The organism is Streptomyces sp. NBC_01525 (genome assembly GCF_045040405.1).
Classification (GTDB): Bacteria; Actinomycetota; Actinomycetes; order Streptomycetales; family Streptomycetaceae; genus Streptomyces; species Streptomyces benahoarensis.
On sequence record NZ_CP109397.1, the window covers coordinates 3,366,776 to 3,389,002 of the forward strand.

Here is a 22,227-nt window from a genome sequence, read left to right on the forward strand (position 1 = left end):
AGCCATGCCCTGCGACGATCCCCGCGCGACGGAACTGCTCGACCGCACCCCCTACGGGCGGGTGTCGTCGAGCCTGCGTGCGCTGCCCTTCACCGCGATCTCCCGGCATCTGGTCACCGGCCACCGGCTGATCGTGCGCCTGCACAGCGGCTACGGATACCACCGCGCCATGGACGGTGCGGTCGTCGCGTACGAGGCGGACAACCTGCACAGCGGGGCCGCCGACGCCTGGTCGGTGCATCTGACCGGAACCGCCCGGCTCGCCGAGCCGACCGACGCCGAACGGCAGCGTTTCGGCCGTACGCCACGGCTGGCCGACGGTGTTCCGTTCGACCCGGTTTTCCTGCGGATTGAGCCGGAATTCATCGCCTTGCACCACCTGACCGATGTACCGGAATTCAGAACCGCCCCCTGGGCCCCTGGCCAGTGATCTAACATCTGGCGCGTGCTGCGCTCATCTGTAGTCCGGACGGCGGCCCCTGACGGCCGCACGCTCGGCTCCTTACTCGCCCACTACGCCGACGCCGGGGAGCCGCTCTCCTGCGAGCCGGTCGCCGAGGGCCTGCTCAACCGCGGATACACGCTGGTCACCACCGACGGCAGATACTTCCTCAAGCACCATCTCGACGGGGACCGCGGCTCCATCTCCCGCCAGCACCGCGCCACCCTCCGACTCGCCGCGCTCGGCCTGCCGCTCGCCCCGCCCCTCGCCCGCGCCGACGGCCGCACCGTCACCGTGCTCGACGGCCGCTGCTACGCCCTGCACCCCTGGGTCGACGGCGAACACCTCGGCGGCACCGCGCTCACCCTCGCCCAGTCCCGCCGCCTCGGCGCGCTGCTCGGCCTCGTCCACACCGCACTGGAGCGGGTCATGCCCGCCCAGCGGCGGCCGGGCCCCGCCCCGTACGCCCAGCCCAGCGCCGAGCCCGCGCAGACCTTCGACGTCATCGACGAGCTGCTGGCGCTGGCCCGGGTGACCCGCCCGCGCACCAGCTTCGACGAGCTGGCCGAGCACCGGCTGCGGGAGCGCCGGGCGCTCCTGGAGCGTCACGCCCACCGCCGCCCCGCCGACCCCGGCGCCGCGGCCGTCGGCTGGGTGCACGGGGACTTCCACCCGCTCAACGTCCTCTACCGGGGCGCCGCGCCCGCCGCGATCGTCGACTGGGACCGGCTGGGCGTCCAGCCGCGCGCCGAGGAGGCGGTCCGCGCCGCCGCGATCTTCTTCGTCCGGCCCTGCGGCACGCTGGACCTGGCGAAGGTGGCGGCGTACGCGGGCGCCTACCGCGGCGCGCGCGGCGCGGACGCCGGGGAGCTGGCCGCGGCCGTCCACCGGGTGTGGTGGGAGCGGCTGAACGACTTCTGGATGCTGACCTGGCGCTACCGCCTCGGCGACCGGCGCACCGACCCGCAGTTCCCCGCCGCGTCCGCGCTGGCGGTGTGGTGGACCCGCGAGTACCAGGCGGTCCGGGACGCGTTCACGGGATGAACGACGGCCCCGGACGGGCGGTCGCCGTCCGGGGCCGTGCAGCCGCGCGGGGAGGTACGGGCCTCCGGTGCGGTCAGGGGGTGGTGCCGGCCGCCGTGCCCGCGTCCGTGCCGCCGGTGCCCGTGCCGCCGGTGGTGTCCGTGCCGCCGGTGTCCGTGCCGCCCGTGGTGGTGCCCCCGGTGTCGGTACCGCCGGTGTCCGTGCCGCCCGTGTCCGTACCGCCGTTGGCGGCGCCGCCGTTGCTGTTGCCGCCGCCGGTCGTCGAGGTCGGCGGCGTCGTCTGCGGGGTCCGGGTCGGGGCGGTCGGGGACTGCGGCGTGGTGGGCGCCTGGGACGGCGGCGCGGTGTCCTCGGCCGGCGGGGTGTAGCCGCCGATGCCGCCGGGCTCGGTGGTCTCGTGCGTCGGCTCGTCGCTGGGCGATTCGGTCTGCTCGTCCTTGGTCGCGGAGGAGGACGTGGGCGGCTTGGTGGGCTCGGGCGAGGAACCGCCGCCGCCGCCGCTGTTCTGCACCGCGAAGGCCACGCCCACCGCGATGGCGATCAGCGCGAGCGCGGCGATCAGCCAGACCTTGCCGCGGCTGCGCCGCGCGGGCCGGTGACCGCCCTCGAACGCACCGTCGTCGGCGTGCATACCGGGCGGCAGGATCGGGTTCGCCGCGGTCGGCCCGGCGCCCGCGTGCGGCATCGCGGTGGTCGCGGCGACGCCCATCGCGGGCGTGCCACCGCCCTCGTGCGCGGCGACCGGGCCGGTGTTCCAGGTGCCGGTGTGGCCGCCCTGCTCGTGCAGCATCTGCAGCGAGTACTGGACCAGACCGCGCATCTCCTCGGCGGTCTGGAACCGGTCGTCCGGGTCCTTGGCCAGGGAGCGCATGACGAGGCCGTCCAGCTCCGGCGGCACATCGGCGACCTGCGACGGCGGCACCGGCATGTCCTGGACGTGCTGGTAGACCACCGACAGCGGCGTCTCACCAGTGAACGGCGGCCGCAGCGCCAGCAGTTCGTAGAGCAGACAGCCGGTGGCGTAGAGGTCGGAGCGGGTGTCGACGGTCTTGCCGAGCGCCTGCTCCGGGGAGAGGTACTGCGGGGTGCCCATGACCATGCCGGTCTGGGTCATCGTCGACTGGGCGCCGTGCAGCGCGCGGGCGATGCCGAAGTCCATGACCTTGACGGCGCCGCTGTGGGTGATGATCACGTTCGCAGGCTTGATGTCGCGGTGCACGATGCCGTGCTGATGGCTGTAGGCCAGCGCCTCCAGCACGCCCGAGACGATGATCAGCGCCTGGTCCGGCGGCGGTGCGTCGGCATTCAGCAGCAGGTCACGGATGGTGCGGCCCTCGACCAGCTCCATCACGATGTACGGCACGGTGCTGCCGCCGACGTAGTCCTCGCCGGAGTCGTACACGGCGACGACGGCGTGGTGGTTCAGCCCGGCGACGGACTGTGCCTCGCGGGTGAAGCGGGCCTTGGACACCGGGTCCTCGGCGAGGTCCGCGCGGAGCAGCTTCACGGCGACGGTGCGGCCCAGCCGCACGTCCTCGGCGGCGAACACCTCCGCCATGCCGCCGCGGCCCAGACGGTGGGTGAGGCGGTAGCGGCCGTCGCCGACCAGTCCGCCGTTGCCCCACATCTCCGGTGCATCGGAGGCGTGGGAGCCGGTGGCGTCAGGGTCGGACGGGCCCTGGGGGCCCTGCGTCGGTGCCATCGGTCCTCGCCGTCGAAATCGATCCGCCTGAGCGGTAAGGTCTCGGTCCTCGCGGGACGGACGCGCTGATCGCACCGCCCCTCCGGAGCACGCTACAGGCTCGGGAACGCCCGCTGGTCCGAGCAGACCGGCCATCAAACCTTCCGGCCGCCCCGCGTCGCAAGTTGACCAACGGCGGACCGTATCCGGCCGCCCGTGTGGCATCGGGCACAACCGTCACGGAACGGGCACACAGCTTGACGTGTCACTGCCCTGGGGCAGACTTGGCTGCACAATTACCGGATTTGATCGCCATACGTGCGGGCACTGCGCCGAGGGGGAAGCGGAACGATGAGCCAGGACGGCGCTCAGGGCCCATACGAGGGCCGTTCGGTCGGCGGCGGACGTTACCAGCTTCGTGACCTTCTCGGCGAGGGCGGCATGGCAGCCGTCCACCTCGCCTACGACAGCGTCCTCGACCGCGAGGTCGCGATCAAGACCCTGCACAGCGAACTCGGCCGTGAGCAGGCATTTCGCGAACGCTTCCGGCGCGAGGCGCAGTCCGTCGCGAAGCTGGCGCACACCAACATCGTCTCGGTCTTCGACTCCGGTGAGGACGAGCTCGACGGCGCCACGGTGCCGTACATCGTCATGGAGTACGTCTCCGGTCAGCCGCTCCGCTCGGAGCTGGACGGCGACATGGCCCAGCATGGCGCGATGCCGACCCAGAAGGCGCTGAAGATCACCGCCGATGTGCTCGCCGCGCTGGAGGTGAGCCATGAGATGGGCCTGGTCCACCGGGACATCAAGCCGGGCAACGTCATGCTGACCAAGCGCAACGTCGTCAAGGTCATGGACTTCGGCATCGCCCGCGCCATGCAGTCCGGTGTGACATCGATGACACAGACCGGCATGGTCGTCGGCACCCCGCAGTACCTCTCGCCGGAGCAGGCGCTGGGCCGCGGCGTGGACGCCCGCTCCGACCTCTACTCCGTCGGCATCATGCTCTTCGAGCTGCTCACCGGGCAGCTGCCGTTCGACGCGGACTCCCCGCTCGCCATCGCGTACGCGCATGTGCAGGAGGAGCCGCCGCTCCCGTCGAGCATCAACCAGTCGGTGCCCCCGGCGGTCGACGCGCTGGTCGCCCGGGCGCTCAAGAAAAACCCCAATGAGCGGTTCCCGACCGCCGAGGCGATGCGGGACGAGTGTCTGCGGATCGCCGGGTCCGCGCAGTCCGGCGGTTCACCGCTGATCATCAGCGAGGGCCCCCGGGCGCGCACCAGCGGCTCGTCCGTCTCCTCCGCGGTCTTCCCGTCCGCGACCGGCACCCCGCACACCCCCGCGCCGCCGCATGTGCAGCAGCCGTACCAGCCGACGCAGACCGCCGGGTTCGGCCCGTCGACGCCGCCGCCGGTGAACAACGCCTTCCCGACCCCGGCACCCGGCCCCGCGCCGTACCACGCGGGCGGGTACCCGACCCCGGCGCCTGCCCCGGCACCGTTCACGCCGCCGCCGGTGGCACCGACGATGCCCCCGGCGAACGGACCGCGGCCGCGCAAGAACAACACCCCGGTGGTCGTCGTCGCGACGATCGTGGGTGTGGTGGTGGTGACCGCCATCGCGATCGCCATCGGTCTGAGCGCCGGTAACGGCAACAGCAAAAGCTCCACGAGTGACGAGTCGACGTCTGCGTATTCCGCCCCCGAGCCCACGTCGCCGAAGGTCAGCACCCGGCCCGAGGACAAGTCCGCGACGGTCCAGGCCAGCCTGTGCACCAACCCCTCGCACCCTTACGGCGAGAAGCGCAAGATCTACGTCCCCTCCTTCCTGTTCCGGAACCTGGACTCGGTGAAGGAGTGCATGGACGCGGCGGGCTGGAAGTACACCGTCAAGGAGGTGAACGAGGTTCTCTGGGGGAAGAACACCGTCACCAAGCAGGAGCCGAGCGGCTTCAGCTCCTGGGACCCGGACAGCGGTCAGCCGCTGGAGATCACGGTCTCGACGGGCCGCAGCGACTGATCCACCGGCTGCGCAGACGCCAAGGGCCGGGCACACGGAGTGTGTGCCCGGCCCTTCGTGGTTCCTCGGCCCTCTGCGGCGCCGCTCAGAGGTAGGGGCCGGAGCGTGCGCCGCCGTGGCCGGGCTGATCGCCCTCCTCGGCGGGGGCGCCGGGCGGCAGCGCGCGCCGCATCGTCTCCAGCTGGGCGCGGGCGGCCATCTGCTGGGCGAACAGCGCCGTCTGGATGCCGTGGAACAGCCCCTCCAGCCAGCCGACCAACTGGGCCTGTGCGATACGGAGTTCCGATTCGGTGGGCACCGACTCGTCGGTGAACGGCAGGGACAGCCGCTCCAGCTCCTCGACCAGCTCGGGCGCGAGCCCGTCCTCCAGCTCCTTCACCGAGCTGGAGTGGATCTCCTTGAGGCGGACCCGGCTGGCCTCGTCGAGCGGCGCGGCCTTCACCTCTTCCAGCAGCTGCTTGATCATGCTGCCGATCCGCATGACCTTGGCGGGCTGCTCGACCATGTCCGCCACCGGCGTCTCCCGGGACTCCCCGTCGCCCTCGCCGCCGGAGGCGGCGCTGCCCAGCGCCATGCCGTCCGGGCCGACCACCAGGACGTGCTGGTTCTCCTGCGACCGTTCGTTCATCGGCATATCCATACCGCCATTCTCTCGTACACGGGTACGCCGGAGGCGGTGACCCCATCGGGCTACGACAGGGGCGCGGGCGGGCTGGCTGCTGGGCCCGGTGGTTCCTTCGGAGGCGGGCCGGTGGTCGGAGGCGGGCCGCGTCGATGACGTTTCACGTGAAACGGCGTACGGGCCGGGCCGCCGGGTCAGCCGCGCCGCAGCCGGAGGGCAAGGAAGGCCAGCCCCAGGCCGGTGAGCGTCATGCCCGCGCCCATCGGGAGCACCCGCTCGGCGTGGGTGCCCGTCCCGGCGAAGGGGTACGAGCTGTCGTTGGCCGGCGGTTCGGCCTGGGTGTCCGGCGCCTGCTGGTCGTCCATTTCCCGGGCCGTCCGGTTCCCCGGTGCGGGCGTCTCCGCCGGGACCACCTGCGGTACGGCGGCGGGCACCCGCTTCGGGCGGTGCGGCGGGACGGCGGGGTGCCGGTGCGCGGTGTGGCGGTGTGACGGTGCGGCCTCGCGGGACGGGGCGGCGGCCTTGGCCGGGCGGTCTCCCGGGGCGCGGTGCGGCGCGGCCGTAGGAGAGGCGTGCGGGACCGGGGGGTGTGGGGCGGCGGCGCCCGGCGCGTGGGCGGGCGGTACGGGGGCGGGCGGTGCTGGGGCGGATGGCCGGTGCGGCTTACGCGGCGGTACGTGCGGCCGCGGCGGGCCGACCGTGCTCCCGGCGGGATGGGGCGGCCGGAGCCCCCCGCCGGGCAGCACGTCGCTGCCCGGCAGATCGGCGAAGTCCGATACGGGGTTCCCGATACCGGCGATCCCGAAGGCGTCGGTGAGGCTGAGCGGGCCGGAGCCCTCGCCCCAACGGTGCCGGTGGTCGGAGAGCCGCGGGTCCCGGATGCCGGATGCCTCGGGCGCGAGAGCCCGGGCCGTGCGAAGCGCTCCTTGCCCCAGGGGTGCGGGTGCGGCCGCATGGGCCATCACCGTGCCGAGCGCCAGGGAGAAGGGCAGTGCCACCGTGACCACCAGCAGGCCGGTGGGGATACGCGTAGGGAACCGAGCCACGGATGTGCCCCTCCCGTGCCGAGCCGCCGTGTGACCTACTCAGCGTCACATGACGCCACAATTCCGGCATCTCGGGCGATCTGTGCGGGGGAGGGTGAGGGGCGAGGGCGCGGGCTGGGTGGTGGCAGCCGGGTGGCCGCAGCCGAGGGGCGGGGAGCGGCGACCAGAGAACGAGCGGACGGAGGGCGGGCGGCGGCCAGGTGGCGGCCGGAGGGCGGGCGGGGCGCTCGCCCTGGCACCTGGCCACCCGGCGCCCGGCTTCGGCATCCGCGCCAGGGCCTCGGCACCGGCCTCGCCGCCGCCCGTCTCCGTAGCCCTCAGACCGTCAGGATGACCTTGCCGACGTGGCTGCTCGCGTCGACCACGCGGTGGGCCTCGGCAGCATCCGCCATCGGGAGGGTGCGGTCGACGACCGGGCGGACCTGACCGTTGCCGATCAGCGGCCAGACGTGTTCGCGTACCGCCGCCACGATCGCGGCCTTCTCCTGCAACGGTCGAGCACGCAGTCCCGCAGCGGTGATCGCGGCGCGCTTCGCCAGCAGGGCGCCGATGTTCAGCTCCGCCTTCACCCCGCCCTGCATACCGATGATGGCGAGGCGGCCGTTGACGGCCAGCGCCTTCACGTTCCGCTCCAGGTACTTCGCGCCGACGATGTCGAGGATGACATCGGCGCCCTTGCCGTCGGTGGCCTCGCGCACCTCCGCCACGAAGTCCTGCTGGTGGTAGTCGATGAGCACATCGGCGCCCAACTCCGCACAGCGCGCCAGCTTTTCGGCACTGCCCGCGGTGACCGCGACGCGGGCGCCGACCGCCTTGGCGAGTTGGATCGCCATGGTGCCGATACCGCTGGATCCGCCGTGCACCAGCAGCGTCTCGCCGGGACGCAGGTGGGCGATCATGAAGACGTTCGACCACACGGTGCAGGCGACCTCGGGCAGCGCGGCGGCCGTCACCAGATCGAGGCCGTCCGGCAGCGGCAGCACCTGACCGGCCGGGACCGCCACCTTCTCCGCGTAACCGCCACCGGCCAGCAGCGCGCACACCTCGTCGCCGACCGCCCAGCCGTGCACCCCCGGGCCGAGAGCCGTGATCCGGCCCGCGCACTCCAGCCCGGGATATGGCGAGGAGCCGGGCGGCGGGTCGTAGAAGCCCTGGCGCTGCAGCAGATCGGCACGGTTGACGGCGCTCGCCGCGACGTCGATCAGGACCTCGCCCTCGGCGGGCTGCGGATCGGGCACCTCGGCCCAGACAAGGGCGTCGGGGCCACCGGGTTCGGGAATGGTGATCGCTCGCATGGCCGCGAGGCTACTCGCCGGGGATGCCCGCAGCGACAGTGCGCGCGCACCGCCGACGCCCGAACGGCCCCCGAATGAGTGCCGCACGACGAACCGCTCGGCCTGTTTCACGTGAAACAGGCCGAGCGGTAAGGGAGTTGACGAGCCCTCCGGCCCACCGCGTTTCACGGGAAACGGCTCGTTTCACGTGAAACGAGCCGGATCATGGGCCGGGGTCGGCCGGAGAGCGCGCGGTCAGTCGTCGGCGCGGCGCATCGAGGAGACACCGGAGCCCGGCAGCGGCGGCATGGGCGCGCGGGGCTTGCCCGGCAGGTCGCCTTCCTCGGCGACAGCGGCGCGGACGATCGTGATCAGCCGGTCGGCGGCCTGCAGCGGGCTGGCCGCCGGGTCGTCGTATCCGAGGAGCCGATGGCCACGCAGCACGGAGACGACCAGGTCATCGGTCTCCCGCACGGACTTGCCGACCTCGGACTTCACGACCGGGCGCTCGACCAGGTCGAGGCCACTGCCCTGCTGGATGAGGTCCTCCATGACCGTTCCGGCGCTGGGGCTGTGGACGGAGAGGCCCAGCAGCCGGCCGGCGGCGCTGGCCGAGGTGATCACGGAGTCGGCGCCGGACTGCCGCAGCAACGGGGCGTTCTCCTCCTCCCGGACCGCGGCGACGATGTTGGCCTTCTTGTTCAACTGCCGTGCGGTCAGCGTGACCAGCACGGCGGTGTCGTCGCGCTGAGTGGCGATGACCACCTGGAGTGCGCGCTGGATCTCCGCACGGACGAGCACATCGCTGCGGGTGGCGTCGCCGACCACGCCCACGAACCCCTCGGCGACGGCGGAGTCGATCACCTTCGGACTCGGGTCGACGATGACGATGCGCTCGCGGGTCAGTCCGGTGGCACAGAGAGTCTGGACGGCGGACCGGCCCTTGGTGCCGAATCCGACGACGACGGTGTGGTCACGCAAGGTTTTTCTCCAGCGTTTCAGTTGCCACTGCTCACGGGTGCGTTCCGTCAGCACCTCCAGTGTGGTGCCGACCAGAATGATCAGGAAGAGCACCCGCAGCGGCGTGATCAGCACGATGTTCAGCAGCCGTGCGCTGTCGCCGTACGGGACGATGTCGCCGTAACCGGTGGTGGAGAGCGTGACGGTGGCGTAGTAGACGCAGTCGAGGAAGTCGACCGTGCCGTTGGCACTGTCGTGGTACTCGTCGCGGTCTATCCAGACGATGAAGACCGTCGCGATGAGAACGAGCAGCGCCATCAGGAGCCGTCTGGCGACCTGCCGTATCGGCTCCACGGGTGTCCGGCGTGGCAGCAGGACCCGGTGGGAGTTCTCCTCGGGGACCTCACGCGCCGCGGCGTCGTAGGAGGGAAGCTTCACGCGGCGCCTCCGGTCGGGGGTGCGGAAAAGGTGGAGCGTACGGGACGGTCGCCGCCGGGGTGCGCACCGGGTCCGTACGGCCGCCCGGCACCCTCCGGGCCACGCGCCGCGCTGCCCGCAGGCCAGGGCAGCTCCAGCACCTCGACCAGGTCCCCGCGGTCGGCGCCGCCGGGCGGGACGACAGCCAGCGCGTCGGCGGCGGCGATACCGCGCAGCATGGCCGACCCGTGGAACGGCAGCGGCGTCGCGGTGCGGCCGTGGCGCGGGTCGTCGCGGTAGGCGACCGGAACGAGCCGGGTGTCGTGCGGGTGCCCATCCACTGCCGCGCCCAGCGGAGTGCGGGAGGACGCCGCGGGCGGGCGGGCGGCGAGGGTCCGCAGCAACGGCTCGGCCAGGGTCAGCAGACCGGAGACCGCGGCGAGCGGATTGCCGGGCAGCCCCACGAGATACCGGTCCGGGGCGACCCTGGCCAGCAGCATGGGGTGCCCCGGACGTACCGCCACGCCGTCGACCAGCACCTCGGCGCCGATGCGGCGCAGGGCCGGGTGGACGTGGTCGACGGGGCCCGACGCGGTGCCGCCGGTGGTGAGGACGACATCGGCGGTGGAGCCGGTGATCGCCGCGTGGAGGACGTCGGCGTCGTCACCGAGCGGCCGGGGCGCGGTGACGTCGGCGCCCAGCGCCCGCAGCCAGGGCCCGAGCATCGGCCCGAGAGCATCCCGGATGCGGCCCTCCCGGGGCAGCCCGTGCCGGAGCAGTTCATCGCCCAGCACCAGCACCTCGACGCGGGACCGGGGGTAGGTCGTCAGCCGGTCGTACCCGGCGGCCGCGGCCAGCCCGAGAACGGCGGGCGTCACCGGCACACCGGCCGGCAGCAGCGGTTCGCCGCGGCCGCATTCCTGGCCGCGGGGGCGGATGTCCTGGCCGAGCCGCACCGCACGCGGCGCGACGAGCCGGGCCCGCCCGTCACCCCGGTCGTGGACCTCACCGTGCTCACTGCGCAGCACCGCGGTGGCACCGTCCGGCACCCGCGCCCCGGTGGCGATGGCGACGGCATGCCCGTCCGCCAGCGCCGTGGCGGCGTGCCCGGCGAGGATCCCGCGGTCGCCTCCCGCCGCACGGTCGAGGTCCCAGGGGCCGGGACCGGAGACGGCCCAGCCATCCATGGCCGAGGTGTCGAACGGGGGCAGATCGGTCAGCGCGGTGAGCGGCTCCGCCAACGTCCGCCCCAGCGCGTCCTCCGGCTCGGAGGGTTCCGGGGGCCGGGGGCCCCCGGCCGCCCGTGCGGCTCGCTTCCGGGCGAGCGGCCAGGGGGTGGGGCCGTCCGTGGTGTCCTCCGGGCGCGCGTCCCTGGCGGCGTTCTCGGGGCGCACGTTCCCGGCGGGGCCGGAGCGGAGGTGCCCGTGCCGCTCGGTCCTGGAATGCGCTTGCTCGGCGGGGCCCGTGGGGCCGTCGTCGGGGTCGGTACGCGCGTCGCGAGCAGGACCGGAGCCCGGTGTCCCGGCGTCGGAGCCCACGCCACTGGAGGCCGGGCCACTTCCCGCCGCCGAGGACGCGGCGCCGCCCGGTGCCACGCCGTCAGGCGACGTACCGGAGCCGCTGGGCACCGTCGCCCCGGAACCGGACGCACCGGAACCACCGCTCCCCGCCCGGCCGGGGTGCACCGCGCCAAGCGCCATCGGGCCGAGGACCGCCGCCCAGGAGTCCAAGGGACCGGCGCCGCCAGGACCGGCGATCGCGGCGGTCGTCGCCCCGGAGGCCGCACGGGAAGCCGCGGCCCCGCACTCCGCCGGAACGGGATCTCCGGAGCCATGCGCTCCGGCCGTCTCCCGCTCCGCCACAGCCCGCCGCGCCGCACCGGGTTCTCCCACCAGCCGGGCGAGAAGATCCAGGTCCGAGGCCGGGGCCGGGGCCGGGGCCGACGGCAGGATCGGGTCCGGGCTCCGGCTCGGAGACCCGTCCGCGTCGGAGCCAGGAGTCAGGGACGTGTCCGTGTCCCGGGCCTGCTTCGAAGCCTGGGAAGTGTCCGTGGACCGGGCCCGCTTCGGAGCCGGGGTCGCAACCGGCTCGTCCCCGCCCGCCGCCGACGCCACCGTCACAGCCGGGCCTTCACCGGAGCCTGCCGACCCGGCCGGGCCGGGTTCCTCCGCCCACGCGTCCCGATCGCCGTTGGCCACCGCGAGGGCATCAGCGAAGGCGTCATCAAAATCGCCCTCGGTCATGGGGCGGACTTCGGCTCGGGCCGCCCCGCGTCGCCGGAGGCGCTACCGCCGGAAGCCCCATCGCCGGAAGCGTTCTCCGCCGCCCAGCGCTCGGCCAGCGCGGCGATCCGTCGGGACGCCTCCGCCACGTCGCCGCCGCCTTCCTGACGGCCCGCCGCGTACCCGATCAGGAACGTCGTCAGCGGTGCCGCCGGGCGGGCCACCCCGTGCGCCGCGTCACGGGCGAGGTCCAACAACGCCTTGGTGTCGACATCCAGCTCGATGCCCAGTTCGGCCTTGACTGCGGTGATCCATTCGTCCAACACGCCTCCATGCTCCCTGATCCGGGCGCGGGCCGCGCCGACGTCCTCCCAGGTGTCGCAGTCGAAGGACGCCGCGGCCGTCACGTCCTCGACGCGCTCCAGCGCCAGGGCGGCCGTCACCGCGCGCAGCGGCAGACCGGAGAGTGTGCCGTGCGCCGCGCGCAGCGCCGTCAACTCCCGGTGCAGCGGGGCGCGTCGGTACGCCGCCACCAGCGGCTGATCGCGGCCCCCGGCGTCCCGCAGGACCGCGCCGTCCACACGGGCGGCGCCGTCGGCGGGCGCACCGGCCACCGCCGCCAGCAACGCACGCACCGTCGACGCGGTCAGAAAGGGCAGATCGGCGGCGAGGGCCAGCACCGTCGGAGCGGTGGTGTGCCGCAGGCCCGCGTCCAGGGCGGCCAGCGGACCGCCGCCCGGCGGGTCCTCCCGGGCATGCACCACGGTGCGGGCGGTCGGGCGCGTGGGGCCGACGACGACGGTCGTCGCCGCGTCGGGGCAGGCGGCGAGCACCCGGTCCAGCAGCGAGCGGCCGCCGACGGAGAGCGCGGGCTTGTCCGTCCCGCCGAGCCGACGGGCCACGCCCCCGGCCAGGACGAGGGCGTCATGGACGGGGATGGCCTCGCGTGCCCCGGTGACCCCGGGCGGACGTCGCGTATCGCTCACCCCCTGAGTATCGCCGCGTTCACGACGCTCACACCGCCCACCGCCCACAGCCCGCACCTGCGACGACCGGATGCACCCCACCCAGCTCAGCACCCCGGAGCCAGGCATCCCCACCTCGGCGCCCGGCACCGGAGCACGCCCCCCATCGCCCCCCGGAGCCGGATGACACCACCCGGCCCCGGAGCGCGGTCTCACAACCCCCGCAACAACACCGCCGGCTGCTCCACGCAGTCCGCGACATAGCGCAGGAAGCCGCCGGACGTCCCGCCGTCGCACACCCGGTGGTCGAAGGTGAAGGACAGCTGGACGACCTGGCGTACCGCCAACTCGCCGTTGTGGACCCAGGGTTTGGGGGTTATCCGGCCCACTCCGAGCATCGCGGCCTCGGGGTGGTTGATGATCGGGGTGGAGCCGTCCACACCGAAGACGCCGTAGTTGTTGAGGGTGAAGGTGCCGCGTGTCAGGTCGGCGAGCGACAGTCCGCCGGAGCGTGCGCTGTCCGTGAGCCGGGCGATCTCCGCGGACAGGCCCTCGACCGTACGGGTGTGGGCGTCCCGCACCACCGGCACCACCAGGCCACGGTCGGTCTGCGCGGCGAAGCCCAGATGGACCTCGGGCAGCCGGACGATCTCCTGGGTCTCGGTGTCGATCGTGGCGTTCAGCTCCGGGAAGCGCGCGAGCGCCGCCGTGCAGATACGGGCGAGCAGCGCCAGCAGCGACACCTTGGGGGCGCCCGGGGCATTCATCGCCCGCCGGGCGGCGAGGAGTTCGGTGGCGTCGGCGTCGACCCAGCAGGTGGCGTCCGGGATCTCCCGGCGGCTGCGGGTGAACTTCTCGGCCGCCGCCCCGCGCATCCCCCGCAGCGGTATCCGCTCGCCCTCGGCCCGGGACCGGCCGGTGGCCGTCACGACTCCGGTGGCGGGACCGGTGGCCGCGGCGGCCGTGGCCTGCCGCTCCCGGACCGCGCGTTCGACGTCCGTCCGCAGGATGAGCCCGTGCCGCCCGGTGCCGTGCAGCGTGGCCAGATCCAGACCGTGTTCCCGGGCCATCCGGCGTACCAGCGGGGAGATGACCGCCACCGTACGGCTCGCCCCGGGCTCCTCGGGTGCGGCGGTCTCCGGCCGGGTGCCGGGGCCGTCCGCCGCCCCGCCGTTCCCGGCGGCGCCACCGCCGCCACCAGGCCGGACGCGCCGCCGACGCGCCGCCGCGGCGCTCGTGCCGTAGCCGACCAGGACGTTCCCCGAGCCCTCACCGGACTCCGCCGGAACGGCCTCCTCCGACGGCGCGGGCACTGCCTCCGCAGCGGCGTCCGGGGACAGGTCCGCGGGCGCCTCCGCCGACGTGGATGCGCCGACGGCAACGGTGATCAGCGGCGCCCCGACCGGGAGATCGGTGCCCTCCTCCCCGAAGCGCGCGGTGACCACACCGCCGTACGGGCAGGGCACCTCGACCATCGCCTTGGCCGTCTCGACCTCGACGACCGGCTGATCGACCGAGACCACCTCACCGATCTCGACCATCCACTGCACGATGGTGGCCTCGGTGAGGCCCTCCCCCAGGTCGGGCAGGGTGAATTCACGGACCACAGCCATCACTCGCCCCTCCCTTCGGTCCAGTCCGACTCCCACTGGAGGCGGGCGACGGTGTCGAGAATGCGGTCCACTCCAGGGAGATGATGCCTCTCCAGCATCGGCGGCGGATAGGGAATGTCGAATCCTGCCACCCGCAGGACCGGCGCCTCCAGATGGTGGAAACAGCGCTCCGTGATCCGCGCCGCGATCTCCCCTCCCGGACCGGCGAAACCGCTCGACTCATGGACGACGACCGCCCGCCCGGTGCGCCGCACCGACGCGCAGACCGTCTCGTCGTCGAACGGCATCAGCGACCGCAGATCGACAACCTCCAGATCCCACCCCTCGGCGCGCGCCGCCTCCGCCGCCTCCAGGCAGACCGGCAGCGACGGCCCGTACGTGATCAGCGTGGCGTCCGCGCCCCGGCGGCGTACCGCGGCGCGCCCCAGGGGCGGCACCTCCCCGGGCGCCTCGGGCGACCAGTCGGCCTTGGACCAGTAGAGGCGCTTCGGTTCGAGGAAGACGACCGGGTCGTCGGAGGCGATGGCCGCGCGCAGCAGCCCGTACGCGTCCTCGACCGTGGCGGGCGTGACCACCTGGAGCCCCGGAGTCGCCAGGTAGTACGCCTCGGAGGCGTCACTGTGGTGCTCGACGCCGCCGATGCCGCCGCCGTACGGGATACGGATCGTCAGCGGCATCGGGAGGGCGCCGCGGGTGCGGTTGCGCATCTTGGCGACATGGCTCACCAGCTGCTCGAACGCCGGGTAGGCGAAGGCGTCGAACTGCATCTCGACGACCGGCCGCAGGCCGTACATGGCCATGCCGACCGCGGTGCCGAGGATGCCCGCCTCGGCGAGCGGGGTGTCCGTACAGCGGTCGTCGCCGAATTCGGCGGCCAGTCCGTCGGTGACGCGGAAGACGCCGCCCAGGGTGCCGACGTCCTCGCCCATCACGTGGACGGTCGGGTCCTCGGCCAGGGCGTCGCGCAACGCGCGGGTGAGCGCCTGCGCCATGGTGGCGGGCTTGCGCGCGGTGGCGGCGGCGGTCGGGGTCATGGCCGGGCCTCCTGGGCGGGCTCGTCGGTGGCGGCCTCCGCGGCCAGCTCGGCGCGCAACTGGTCGGACTGCTGCCGGAGTTGGGTGGTCCGCTCGGCGTAGACGTGGGTGAACAGGTCGTCCGGGTCGAGCGCCGGGTCCTGGTGCATCCGCTCGCGCAGGTCGGCCGCCATCTCCTCGGCGCCGTCCCGTGTCGCGGCGGCGAAGTCGTCGGTGAGCAGGCCCCGGGCGGTCAGCTCGCGCTCCATCAGGGCTATCGGGTCGTGCGCCCGCCACGCCTCGACCTCGTCAGCGGTGCGGTAGCGGGTGGCGTCGTCGGCGTTGGTGTGTGCGTCGACGCGGTAGGTGACCGCCTCGACGAGGGTGGGGCCGCCGCCCTCCCGCGCCCGGCGCACGGCCTCGGTGAGCACGCCGTGCACCGCCGGGGCGTCGTTGCCGTCCACCAGGCGGCCCGGCATGCCGTACCCGACAGCCTTGTGGGCCAGGGACGGCGCGGCGGTCTGTTTGGCGAGCGGGACGGAGATCGCAAAGCCGTTGTTCTGCACCAGGAAGACGACCGGTGCCTGCCATACGGCGGCGAAGTTCAGCGCCTCGTGGAAGTCGCCCTCGCTGGTGCCGCCGTCGCCGACCAGGGCGAGCGCAACCACGTCGTCGCCCCGGAGGCGGGCGGCGTGGGCCAGCCCGACGGCGTGCGGGAGCTGGGTGGCGAGCGGGGTGCACAGGGGGGCGATGCGGCAGGCGCGGGGGTCGTAGCCCGTGTGCCAGTCGCCGCGCAGCAGGGTCAGCGCCTCGACCGGGTCCAGGCCACGGGCGACGGCGGCGAGGGTGTCGCGGTAGCTGGGGAAGAGCCAGTCCCGCTCCTGGAGGGCGAGCGCCGCCGCCACCTGGCACGCCTCCTGTCCGGTGGACGACGGGTAGACCGCGAGGCGCCCCTGGCGGGTGAGGGCGGTGGCCTGGGTGTTGTACCGGCGGCCGCGGACGAGCTGGACGTAGAGCCGCTTCAGGAGCGCGGCGTCGAGCTGCCGGGCGGCGTCCGTGCCGAGCACCCGGTGGGGTTCCGCGTCGGGCAGGAGTGGCGCCGGGTCGACGCGGGGGTGCCAGGCGGGCGGCGGGCCGGGCAGGCCGCCCTTGCGCCTGCTGCTGCCGGGCTGCTCAAGGACCGTCATGACGAGCACCTCCTCGAATCGAAGGGGTGGCGCGAAGCGCCTCGTGGGATGGGGGCGGGCGACGGATGGGCAGGATGAAACGGGTCGGGGCACCCAGCCCTTCCCTACCGATTGTTCGGTCGCTGATGCATTTTGGCTACAGGCGGGCCCAGCCTGTGGACAAACGGTTCTCCGCAGCTTCAGATGAAGGCAGGGCGTCCACGAAGGGGAGGCGGGACCATATGCCGGACGAACAGATGGCCCATCCCGGCGCAGCGCCGTCGGGAGCGACGGGACCGCCGCCTCCACCCGCACCGTCGGCGCCTCCGGCCCGCCCGCTGGACACCATCGACCGGTCGATCCTGCACATGCTGCAGACCGACGGACGCGCCTCGATACGGTCGGTCGCCGAGCGCGTCCATGTCTCGCGCGCCAATGCGTACGCGCGCATCAACCGGCTGATCGACGACGGCGTGATACGCGGCTTCAGCGCCCGCGTCGACCAGGAACGGGCAGGTCAGGGCGCATCTGCCTACATCACGCTGAAGATCGTCCAGAACTCCTGGCGCACCGTGCGCGAACAGCTCACCGCGCTGCCCGGCGCCTCGCACATCGCGCTGGTCAGCGGCGATTTCGATGTGCTGCTGCTGGTGCACACCAGGGACAACCGCGAGCTGCGGGAGCTGGTGCTGACCCGCATCCAGGCGATGCCGGAGGTGCTGAGCACCCGCACCCTGCTGGTCTTCGAGGAGACCGGGCTGGGCCCGCAGCCCCAGTGAGCGAACGCCCCACGGCCCGCCCCCGTCAGGACGTCCGCAGCCCCGCGAAGGCCGTACGGACGACGGCTTCGGCGACCTCGTCCCGGCTGGCGCCACGTCCGGGGCGGTACCACTCGACGATCGAGTTGATCATGCCGAAGAGCAGCCGGGTCGCCAGCGGGATATCGACGTCAGGGCGGAGATCACCGTCGGCGGCGGCCTCCATCAGCAGCTCGGCGACCCGGTGATCGAACTCGCGGCGACGCTCCATGGCCCACCGCTCGGTGTCGGTGTTGCCCCGCACCCGCAGCAGCAGCGTCACATAGGGCAGCTCGTCCAACAGCACCTCGGCCACGCGGCGGGTGACGTACTCCAGGCGCTCGATCGCCCGGCCACCGGTCGCGCCCGGCTCCTCCAGGACGCCGAAGAGGCCGTCCAGCGCACGGCTTATCGCCCGCCGCAGCAGCTCTTCCTTGCTGCGTACGTGGTGGTAGATCGAGGACTTGGAGATGCCCGCCGCCCGGGAGAGGTGCTCCATGGACGTGCCGTCGTACCCGCGCTCGATGAACACCTCGACGGCGACCGCGAGCAGCGAATCGGGCGTGTAGGTGTCGCGCTTGGCCATGGTCATGATTACAGCACCCCTTCCACCGCCCGCGCACGGCGCCTCGGAAACCGGACGGCACCGACCGGCCGTTCACGCAGGTGGCCGAGGTCTCGCGGAATTCCCGCCGGGCGCCCCGGACCGGCCCCACACGCGCGAGCTCCGTCCGCCCGCCCGACAATTTCTCCGTACGGGCGGACGCCCCGCGCCCTACACCGCCCGGCACTTCCCGGCCGAGTTTTCCACAGGCTCACCGGACCCCCTTGCCCCGACCGATCGTTCGGTTACTCTAACTCCGTTACCCCGTCCGCCCAGCCTTTGCACTCCGCTTTCCTGTTCACCCTCCGCCCGGTTCGACGAGGAGTTGGTCTTCGATGGCCGCCGACATGACCCCCGCGCAGTTGATCGAGAAGCACCGCCCGACGCTCGATACGGCGCTGGAGACGATCCGCACCCGCGCCTACTGGTCGCCCCACCCCGAGCACCCCAAGGCGTACGGCGAGACCGCGGCGCCGGACGGCCTCGCCGCCTTCGAGGCGCTGCGCGGCACCCGCTTCGCCCTCGACCAGCCCGGCACGGACGACTGGGTCGGCGAGGAAGTCTCCCCGTACGGGCCGGATTTGGGCATCACGTACCCGCACCCCGACCCCGATGTGCTGCTGCCCGCGATGCGTGCGGCGCTGCCGGTCTGGCGGGACGCGGGCCCCGAGGCACGGGCGGCCGTCTGCCTGGAGATCCTGGCCCGGATCAGCGCCCGCACCCATGAGTTCGCCCAGGCCGTGATGCACACCAGCGGGCAGGCGTTCATGATGGCGTTCCAGGCCGGTGGGCCGCACGCCCAGGACCGCGGCCTGGAGGCGGTGGCGTACGCCTACGCCGAGCAGGCGCGCGTCCCCGAGCAGGCGCCCTGGTCGAAGCCGCAGGGCAAGCGCGATCCGCTGGAGCTGACCAAGTCGTTCACCGCCGTGCCGCGCGGCGTGGCCCTGATGATCGGCTGCAACACCTTCCCCACCTGGAACGGCTACCCCGGCCTCTTCGCCTCCCTGGCGACCGGCAACCCGGTGCTGGTCAAGCCGCACCCGCGGGCCGTGCTCCCGCTGGCCCTGACGGTGCGCGTGGCCCGCGAGGTGCTCAGCGAGGCCGGGTTCCCCGCCGACCTGGTGTGCCTGGCGGTGGACCGCCCCGGCGAGGGCCTGGCCAAGACGCTGGCCGTCCGGCCGGAGGTCCGGATCATCGACTACACCGGCTCGACCGCCTTCGGAGACTGGCTGGAAACCAACGCACGCCAGGCGCACGTGTACACCGAAAAGGCCGGGGTCAACACCGTCGTCATCGAGTCGACCGACGACTACAAGGGCATGCTCGGCAACCTCGCCTTCTCCCTGTCCCTCTACAGCGGCCAGATGTGCACCACCCCGCAGAACCTCCTGATCCCCCGGGGCGGCATCACCACGGACGCCGGGCCCAAGTCGTACGACGAGGTGGTCACGGATCTGGCGGGCGCGATCAGCGGGCTGCTCGGGGACGACGCCCGTGCCAACGCCCTGCTCGGGGCGCTGGTGAACCCGCAGGTCAAGGCACGTCTCGACGGCGCGACCGAGCTGGGCGAAGTGGCGCTGGCCTCCCGGTCGGTGGCGCATCCGGAGTTCCCCGGGGCGACGGTACGCACCCCGGCGATCATCAAGCTGGACGGCGCGAAGCCGGAGTCGGAAGCGGTCTACCGGACGGAGTGCTTCGGCCCCGTCTCGTTCGCGGTGGCCGTCGACTCGGCGGACGACGCGGTGGCGCTGCTGCGGACCACGGTCCGGGAGCAGGGCGCCATGACGGTCGGCGCGTACACCACCTCACCCGAGGTGGAGCGGCAGGTGCAGGACGTCTGCCTGGAGGAGTGCGCCCAGCTGTCGCTCAATCTGACCGGTGGGGTCTATGTGAACCAGACCGCGGCGTTCTCCGACTTCCACGGCTCCGGCGGCAACCCGTCCGCCAACGCGGCCCTGTGCGACGGCGCGTTCGTCGCCAACCGCTTCCGGACGGTGGAGGTACGGCGACCGGCGTGAAACATGGCGGGCGCGGCGGGCCGTCGGTGACGTTTCACGTGAAACGTCACGCCGGTCCGGGCCACCCGTCCGTGGCCCGCACCCCGACGCCCCGGCCGGAGGCGCTGATCGCTTCCGGCCGGGGCGCCCGCGGTGCCGTCAGGGCGCGGCGGGCGGCTCGATGACGGCGTGGCGGCCGATCCAGGCGTGCATGGCGATGGCTGCGGCGGCGCCCGCGTTGATCGACCGCGTCGAGCCGAACTGCGCGATCGAGCAGACCACCGAGGCGTGACGCCGTGCCTCCTCCGTCAGCCCCGGGCCCTCCTGGCCGAAGAGCAGGACGCAGCGGCGCGGCAGCGTGGTGGTCTCCAGAGGCACGGCTCCGGGAAGGTTGTCGATCCCGATGATCGGCAGCCCCTCAGCGGCGGCCCAGGCGGTCAGCTCCTCGGTGCCCGGGTGGTGACGGACGTGCTGGTAGCGGTCGGTCACCATCGCACCGCGGCGGTTCCAGCGCCGCTGCCCGACGATGTGGACCTCCTTGGCCAGAAAGGCGTTGGCGGTCCGCACCACGGAGCCGATGTTGAAGTCGTGGCCCCAGTTCTCGACGGCGACATGGAAGTCATGGCGCCGGGTGTCGAGGTCCGCGACGATCGCCTCCCGCGTCCAGTAGCGGTAGTGGTCGACGACATTGCGCCGGTCGCCCCCGGCGAGCAGTTCCGGGTCGTACCGGCCGCCCTCCGGCCACGGCTCCGGGTGCGGCCCGACGCCGACCTTCGGGCCGTAGCCCTCGTCGTACTGGAGCGGTTCGGCCGCGGCGGACGGCTCCGCCACGGCCCCGGGGCCCTGCTCGGCCGGGGTGGTTCTCTCGCTGCTCACCCCACGAGCGTAGAACCCCGCCGAAGCGCTACGCACCGGCCGGTGCCCGCTCGCCCTCCGGTACGGCCGACGGCTCCGCCGGACCGCCCCGCCGGACGCTTCGGGCACGGAGCGCCGAGATCCGGCCGCCGACCCGGATCAGGAAGGGCGTCGGCAGGAACACCAGGTCGGCGGCGATCATCGCCGCGGAGAAGAACGGCAGCCCGAGCAGGAACGCGATCGACAGGTGCTCGCAGACCATCACAACCAGCAGCGCGTTCTTCAGCCGCCGGTTGAAGAGGGTGAACGGGAAGGCGACCTGCACGATCACCGTGCCGTAGGTGAACAGCAGGACCAGCAGGCCACTGGTGGCGAACAGCCCGGAGAGCTCCGGCCACGGCGAGAAGTAGTCCAGGTGCATCGGGTAGTAGACCGCGGTGCCGTCCTGCCAGCGCGAGCCCTGGATCTTGAACCAGCCGGCGGTCGCGTAGACCAGACAGACCTCGACCATGATCACCAGCAGGGCGCCGTTGTGCAGCACCGCGCCGAGAACATCGAGCACGGTCCGCGGCTCGCCCGGCGCGCGGCGGTCCACCACCCACCGCAGCCCGTGCGCGGCCCACAACAGCCACAGCGCCAGACCCCAGCCGACGTACGGGAACGGACCGTGCCCGAACCAGCTCAGGCCGTAGCACCCGAGCAGTTGGGCGACGGCGAGGGCCAGGCCGAGGACGGCCCACAGCGCGATGCCGGGCAGATCACGCCCGGCGTCCTCGCCCCGCTCGGCCGCGCGCCGGGCGCGGCGGGCGTCCAGCGACCACACCTGCCCGCACCGGGTCAGCACCAGGTACATCGACATCAGATGGATGATGTTGTCGCCGCCGTCGCCGATGAAGACGCTGCGGTTCTGCAGCGACAGCACGCCGATCATGAACAGCACCGACATGGTGCGGGTGCGCCAGCCCAGCATCAGCAGCGCGGCGGAGACGATCGCGAGGAGATAGACCACCTCGAACCAGCCACGCCCGTCCGACCACGGCAGCACCGAGAAGGCGTGGTTGCCGTCGAGCAGCCGCCGCGCCATGTCCAGGCTGAACGGGCTGTCCGGCCCGTAGAGCACCGCACGGTGCGGCCACTCGCGGAGCAGGAACAGCAGCCAGGTCGCCGCGAACCCGATCCGGACCACCGCCGTCTGGTACGGCGCCATCGCCCGCCCGGTGACCAGCCGGAAACCGCGCCCTACGAGACGTTCGATACGGGTCTCGGGGAGGGGGGAGGTGGAGCGTTCCGGCGCGCCGGGGGACGGTGGGGTGTCCGAGGAGGGCGTGGCCGGTGAGCCCGACGAGGCCAGTGAGCCCGACGAGGCCGGAGCGGCCGGCGAGCCCGGAGCGGCCTCCCGCGCCTGCGGGACCCGTTGCCCCTCCTGATGCCCCTGATCCAACTGATCCTGCTGATCCTGCTGATCGCGCTGATCCTGCCGGTCCCGTGGC

The 22,227-nt window shown here is 73.2% G+C and carries 18 protein-coding genes; 5 read left to right on the plus strand and 13 right to left on the minus strand.

Translation table 11 applies throughout. The annotated features are described in order from the left end of the window. Positions 1-4: 4 nt before the first annotated feature. Both OG422_RS15050 and OG422_RS15055 read left to right on the plus strand, forming a co-directional pair. On the plus strand, positions 5-430 hold the full coding sequence (locus OG422_RS15050; RefSeq protein ID WP_143942299.1) for a pyridoxamine 5'-phosphate oxidase family protein: 426 nt from the start codon (positions 5-7) through the stop codon (positions 428-430). Between the two features lie 15 nt (positions 431-445). Further along, positions 446-1,486, plus strand: a complete 1,041-nt coding sequence (locus OG422_RS15055) for a phosphotransferase (protein ID WP_143942298.1) — start codon at positions 446-448, stop codon at positions 1,484-1,486. Positions 1,487-1,559: 73 nt separating this feature from the next. Here OG422_RS15055 and OG422_RS15060 read toward each other — a convergent pair whose 3' ends face one another. Next, a complete protein-coding gene (locus tag OG422_RS15060) occupies positions 1,560-3,188 on the minus strand; it encodes a protein kinase domain-containing protein (protein ID WP_405743312.1) in 1,629 nt (542 codons plus the stop codon). A gap of 330 nt (positions 3,189-3,518) precedes the next feature. Here OG422_RS15060 and OG422_RS15065 point away from each other — a divergent pair, with 330 nt between their 5' ends. Beyond that, positions 3,519-5,186 (plus strand): protein kinase domain-containing protein, encoded by a 1,668-nt coding sequence (locus tag OG422_RS15065; RefSeq protein WP_405743313.1) that lies wholly within the window; start codon positions 3,519-3,521, stop codon positions 5,184-5,186. 85 nt (positions 5,187-5,271) lie between these two features. On the opposite strand, the gene OG422_RS15070 is transcribed toward OG422_RS15065, so the two are convergent. The 9 genes from OG422_RS15070 to pdhA form a co-directional block, all read right to left on the minus strand. Further along, the gene (locus OG422_RS15070) at positions 5,272-5,826 is read right to left on the minus strand and encodes a bacterial proteasome activator family protein (RefSeq protein ID WP_185993921.1); all 555 of its coding nucleotides are present in this window, start codon (positions 5,824-5,826) and stop codon (positions 5,272-5,274) included. A gap of 176 nt (positions 5,827-6,002) precedes the next feature. Next, the gene (locus tag OG422_RS15075; RefSeq protein WP_405743314.1) at positions 6,003-6,854 is read right to left on the minus strand and encodes a hypothetical protein; all 852 of its coding nucleotides are present in this window, start codon (positions 6,852-6,854) and stop codon (positions 6,003-6,005) included. Between the two features lie 317 nt (positions 6,855-7,171). Next, positions 7,172-8,149, minus strand: coding sequence for an NAD(P)H-quinone oxidoreductase (locus OG422_RS15080; RefSeq protein WP_143941110.1), 978 nt, complete (start codon positions 8,147-8,149; stop codon positions 7,172-7,174). Positions 8,150-8,383: 234 nt separating this feature from the next. Continuing rightward, on the minus strand, positions 8,384-9,526 hold the full coding sequence (locus OG422_RS15085; protein ID WP_405743315.1) for a potassium channel family protein: 1,143 nt from the start codon (positions 9,524-9,526) through the stop codon (positions 8,384-8,386). After that, positions 9,523-11,205 (minus strand): molybdopterin molybdotransferase MoeA, encoded by a 1,683-nt coding sequence (locus OG422_RS15090; protein WP_405747802.1) that lies wholly within the window; start codon positions 11,203-11,205, stop codon positions 9,523-9,525. Before OG422_RS15090 ends, OG422_RS15085 begins: the two co-directional genes overlap by 4 nt. A 539-nt stretch (positions 11,206-11,744) precedes the next feature. Beyond that, on the minus strand, positions 11,745-12,713 hold the full coding sequence (locus tag OG422_RS15095) for a DUF6457 domain-containing protein (RefSeq protein ID WP_405743316.1): 969 nt from the start codon (positions 12,711-12,713) through the stop codon (positions 11,745-11,747). Between the two features lie 191 nt (positions 12,714-12,904). Next, positions 12,905-14,305 (minus strand): dihydrolipoamide acetyltransferase family protein, encoded by a 1,401-nt coding sequence (locus OG422_RS15100; RefSeq protein ID WP_143941113.1) that lies wholly within the window; start codon positions 14,303-14,305, stop codon positions 12,905-12,907. After that, positions 14,305-15,339: an alpha-ketoacid dehydrogenase subunit beta gene (locus OG422_RS15105; RefSeq protein WP_405743317.1), complete on the minus strand. Its 1,035-nt coding sequence runs from the start codon at positions 15,337-15,339 to the stop codon at positions 14,305-14,307. Before OG422_RS15105 ends, OG422_RS15100 begins: the two co-directional genes overlap by 1 nt. Continuing rightward, positions 15,336-16,505 carry a pyruvate dehydrogenase (acetyl-transferring) E1 component subunit alpha gene (gene pdhA, locus OG422_RS15110; RefSeq protein WP_405743318.1) on the minus strand — a complete coding sequence of 390 codons (1,170 nt, stop codon included), beginning with the start codon at positions 16,503-16,505 and terminating at the stop codon, positions 15,336-15,338. The genes OG422_RS15105 and pdhA overlap by 4 nt, the downstream gene beginning before the upstream one ends. 221 nt (positions 16,506-16,726) lie before the next feature. On the opposite strand from pdhA, the gene OG422_RS15115 reads away from it, so the two are divergent. Continuing rightward, a complete protein-coding gene (locus OG422_RS15115; RefSeq protein WP_405743319.1) occupies positions 16,727-17,263 on the plus strand; it encodes an Lrp/AsnC family transcriptional regulator in 537 nt (178 codons plus the stop codon). 25 nt (positions 17,264-17,288) lie between these two features. Here the strand turns inward: OG422_RS15115 and OG422_RS15120 are convergent, their stop codons facing one another. Further along, positions 17,289-17,873: a TetR/AcrR family transcriptional regulator gene (locus tag OG422_RS15120; protein ID WP_405743320.1), complete on the minus strand. Its 585-nt coding sequence runs from the start codon at positions 17,871-17,873 to the stop codon at positions 17,289-17,291. A gap of 347 nt (positions 17,874-18,220) precedes the next feature. Here OG422_RS15120 and paaN point away from each other — a divergent pair, with 347 nt between their 5' ends. Continuing rightward, entirely contained in the window at positions 18,221-19,903 is a 1,683-nt protein-coding gene (gene paaN, locus OG422_RS15125) for a phenylacetic acid degradation protein PaaN (protein ID WP_405743321.1), read from the plus strand. A 138-nt stretch (positions 19,904-20,041) separates the two neighbouring features. Here paaN and OG422_RS15130 read toward each other — a convergent pair whose 3' ends face one another. Both OG422_RS15130 and OG422_RS15135 read right to left on the minus strand, forming a co-directional pair. After that, positions 20,042-20,758, minus strand: a complete 717-nt coding sequence (locus tag OG422_RS15130) for a TrmH family RNA methyltransferase (RefSeq protein WP_405743323.1) — start codon at positions 20,756-20,758, stop codon at positions 20,042-20,044. A gap of 28 nt (positions 20,759-20,786) precedes the next feature. Beyond that, a complete protein-coding gene (locus tag OG422_RS15135) occupies positions 20,787-22,088 on the minus strand; it encodes an HTTM domain-containing protein (RefSeq protein ID WP_405747804.1) in 1,302 nt (433 codons plus the stop codon). Positions 22,089-22,227: the final 139 nt, after the last annotated feature.

Coding starts and splice junctions, on each gene's coding strand:
- OG422_RS15105 (WP_405743317.1), bottom strand. CDS start 15,339: ATGACCCCGACCGCCGCCGCCACCGCGCGCAAGCCCGCCACCATGGCG.
- OG422_RS15090 (WP_405747802.1), bottom strand. CDS start 11,205: ATGGCGCTTGGCGCGGTGCACCCCGGCCGGGCGGGGAGCGGTGGTTCC.
- OG422_RS15050 (WP_143942299.1), top strand. CDS start 5: ATGCCCTGCGACGATCCCCGCGCGACGGAACTGCTCGACCGCACCCCC.
- OG422_RS15060 (WP_405743312.1), bottom strand. CDS start 3,188: ATGGCACCGACGCAGGGCCCCCAGGGCCCGTCCGACCCTGACGCCACC.
- pdhA (WP_405743318.1), bottom strand. CDS start 16,505: ATGACGGTCCTTGAGCAGCCCGGCAGCAGCAGGCGCAAGGGCGGCCTG.
- paaN (WP_405743321.1), top strand. CDS start 18,221: ATGGCCGCCGACATGACCCCCGCGCAGTTGATCGAGAAGCACCGCCCG.
- OG422_RS15070 (WP_185993921.1), bottom strand. CDS start 5,826: ATGGATATGCCGATGAACGAACGGTCGCAGGAGAACCAGCACGTCCTG.
- OG422_RS15065 (WP_405743313.1), top strand. CDS start 3,519: ATGAGCCAGGACGGCGCTCAGGGCCCATACGAGGGCCGTTCGGTCGGC.
- OG422_RS15100 (WP_143941113.1), bottom strand. CDS start 14,305: ATGGCTGTGGTCCGTGAATTCACCCTGCCCGACCTGGGGGAGGGCCTC.
- OG422_RS15120 (WP_405743320.1), bottom strand. CDS start 17,873: ATGACCATGGCCAAGCGCGACACCTACACGCCCGATTCGCTGCTCGCG.
- OG422_RS15115 (WP_405743319.1), top strand. CDS start 16,727: ATGCCGGACGAACAGATGGCCCATCCCGGCGCAGCGCCGTCGGGAGCG.
- OG422_RS15080 (WP_143941110.1), bottom strand. CDS start 8,149: ATGCGAGCGATCACCATTCCCGAACCCGGTGGCCCCGACGCCCTTGTC.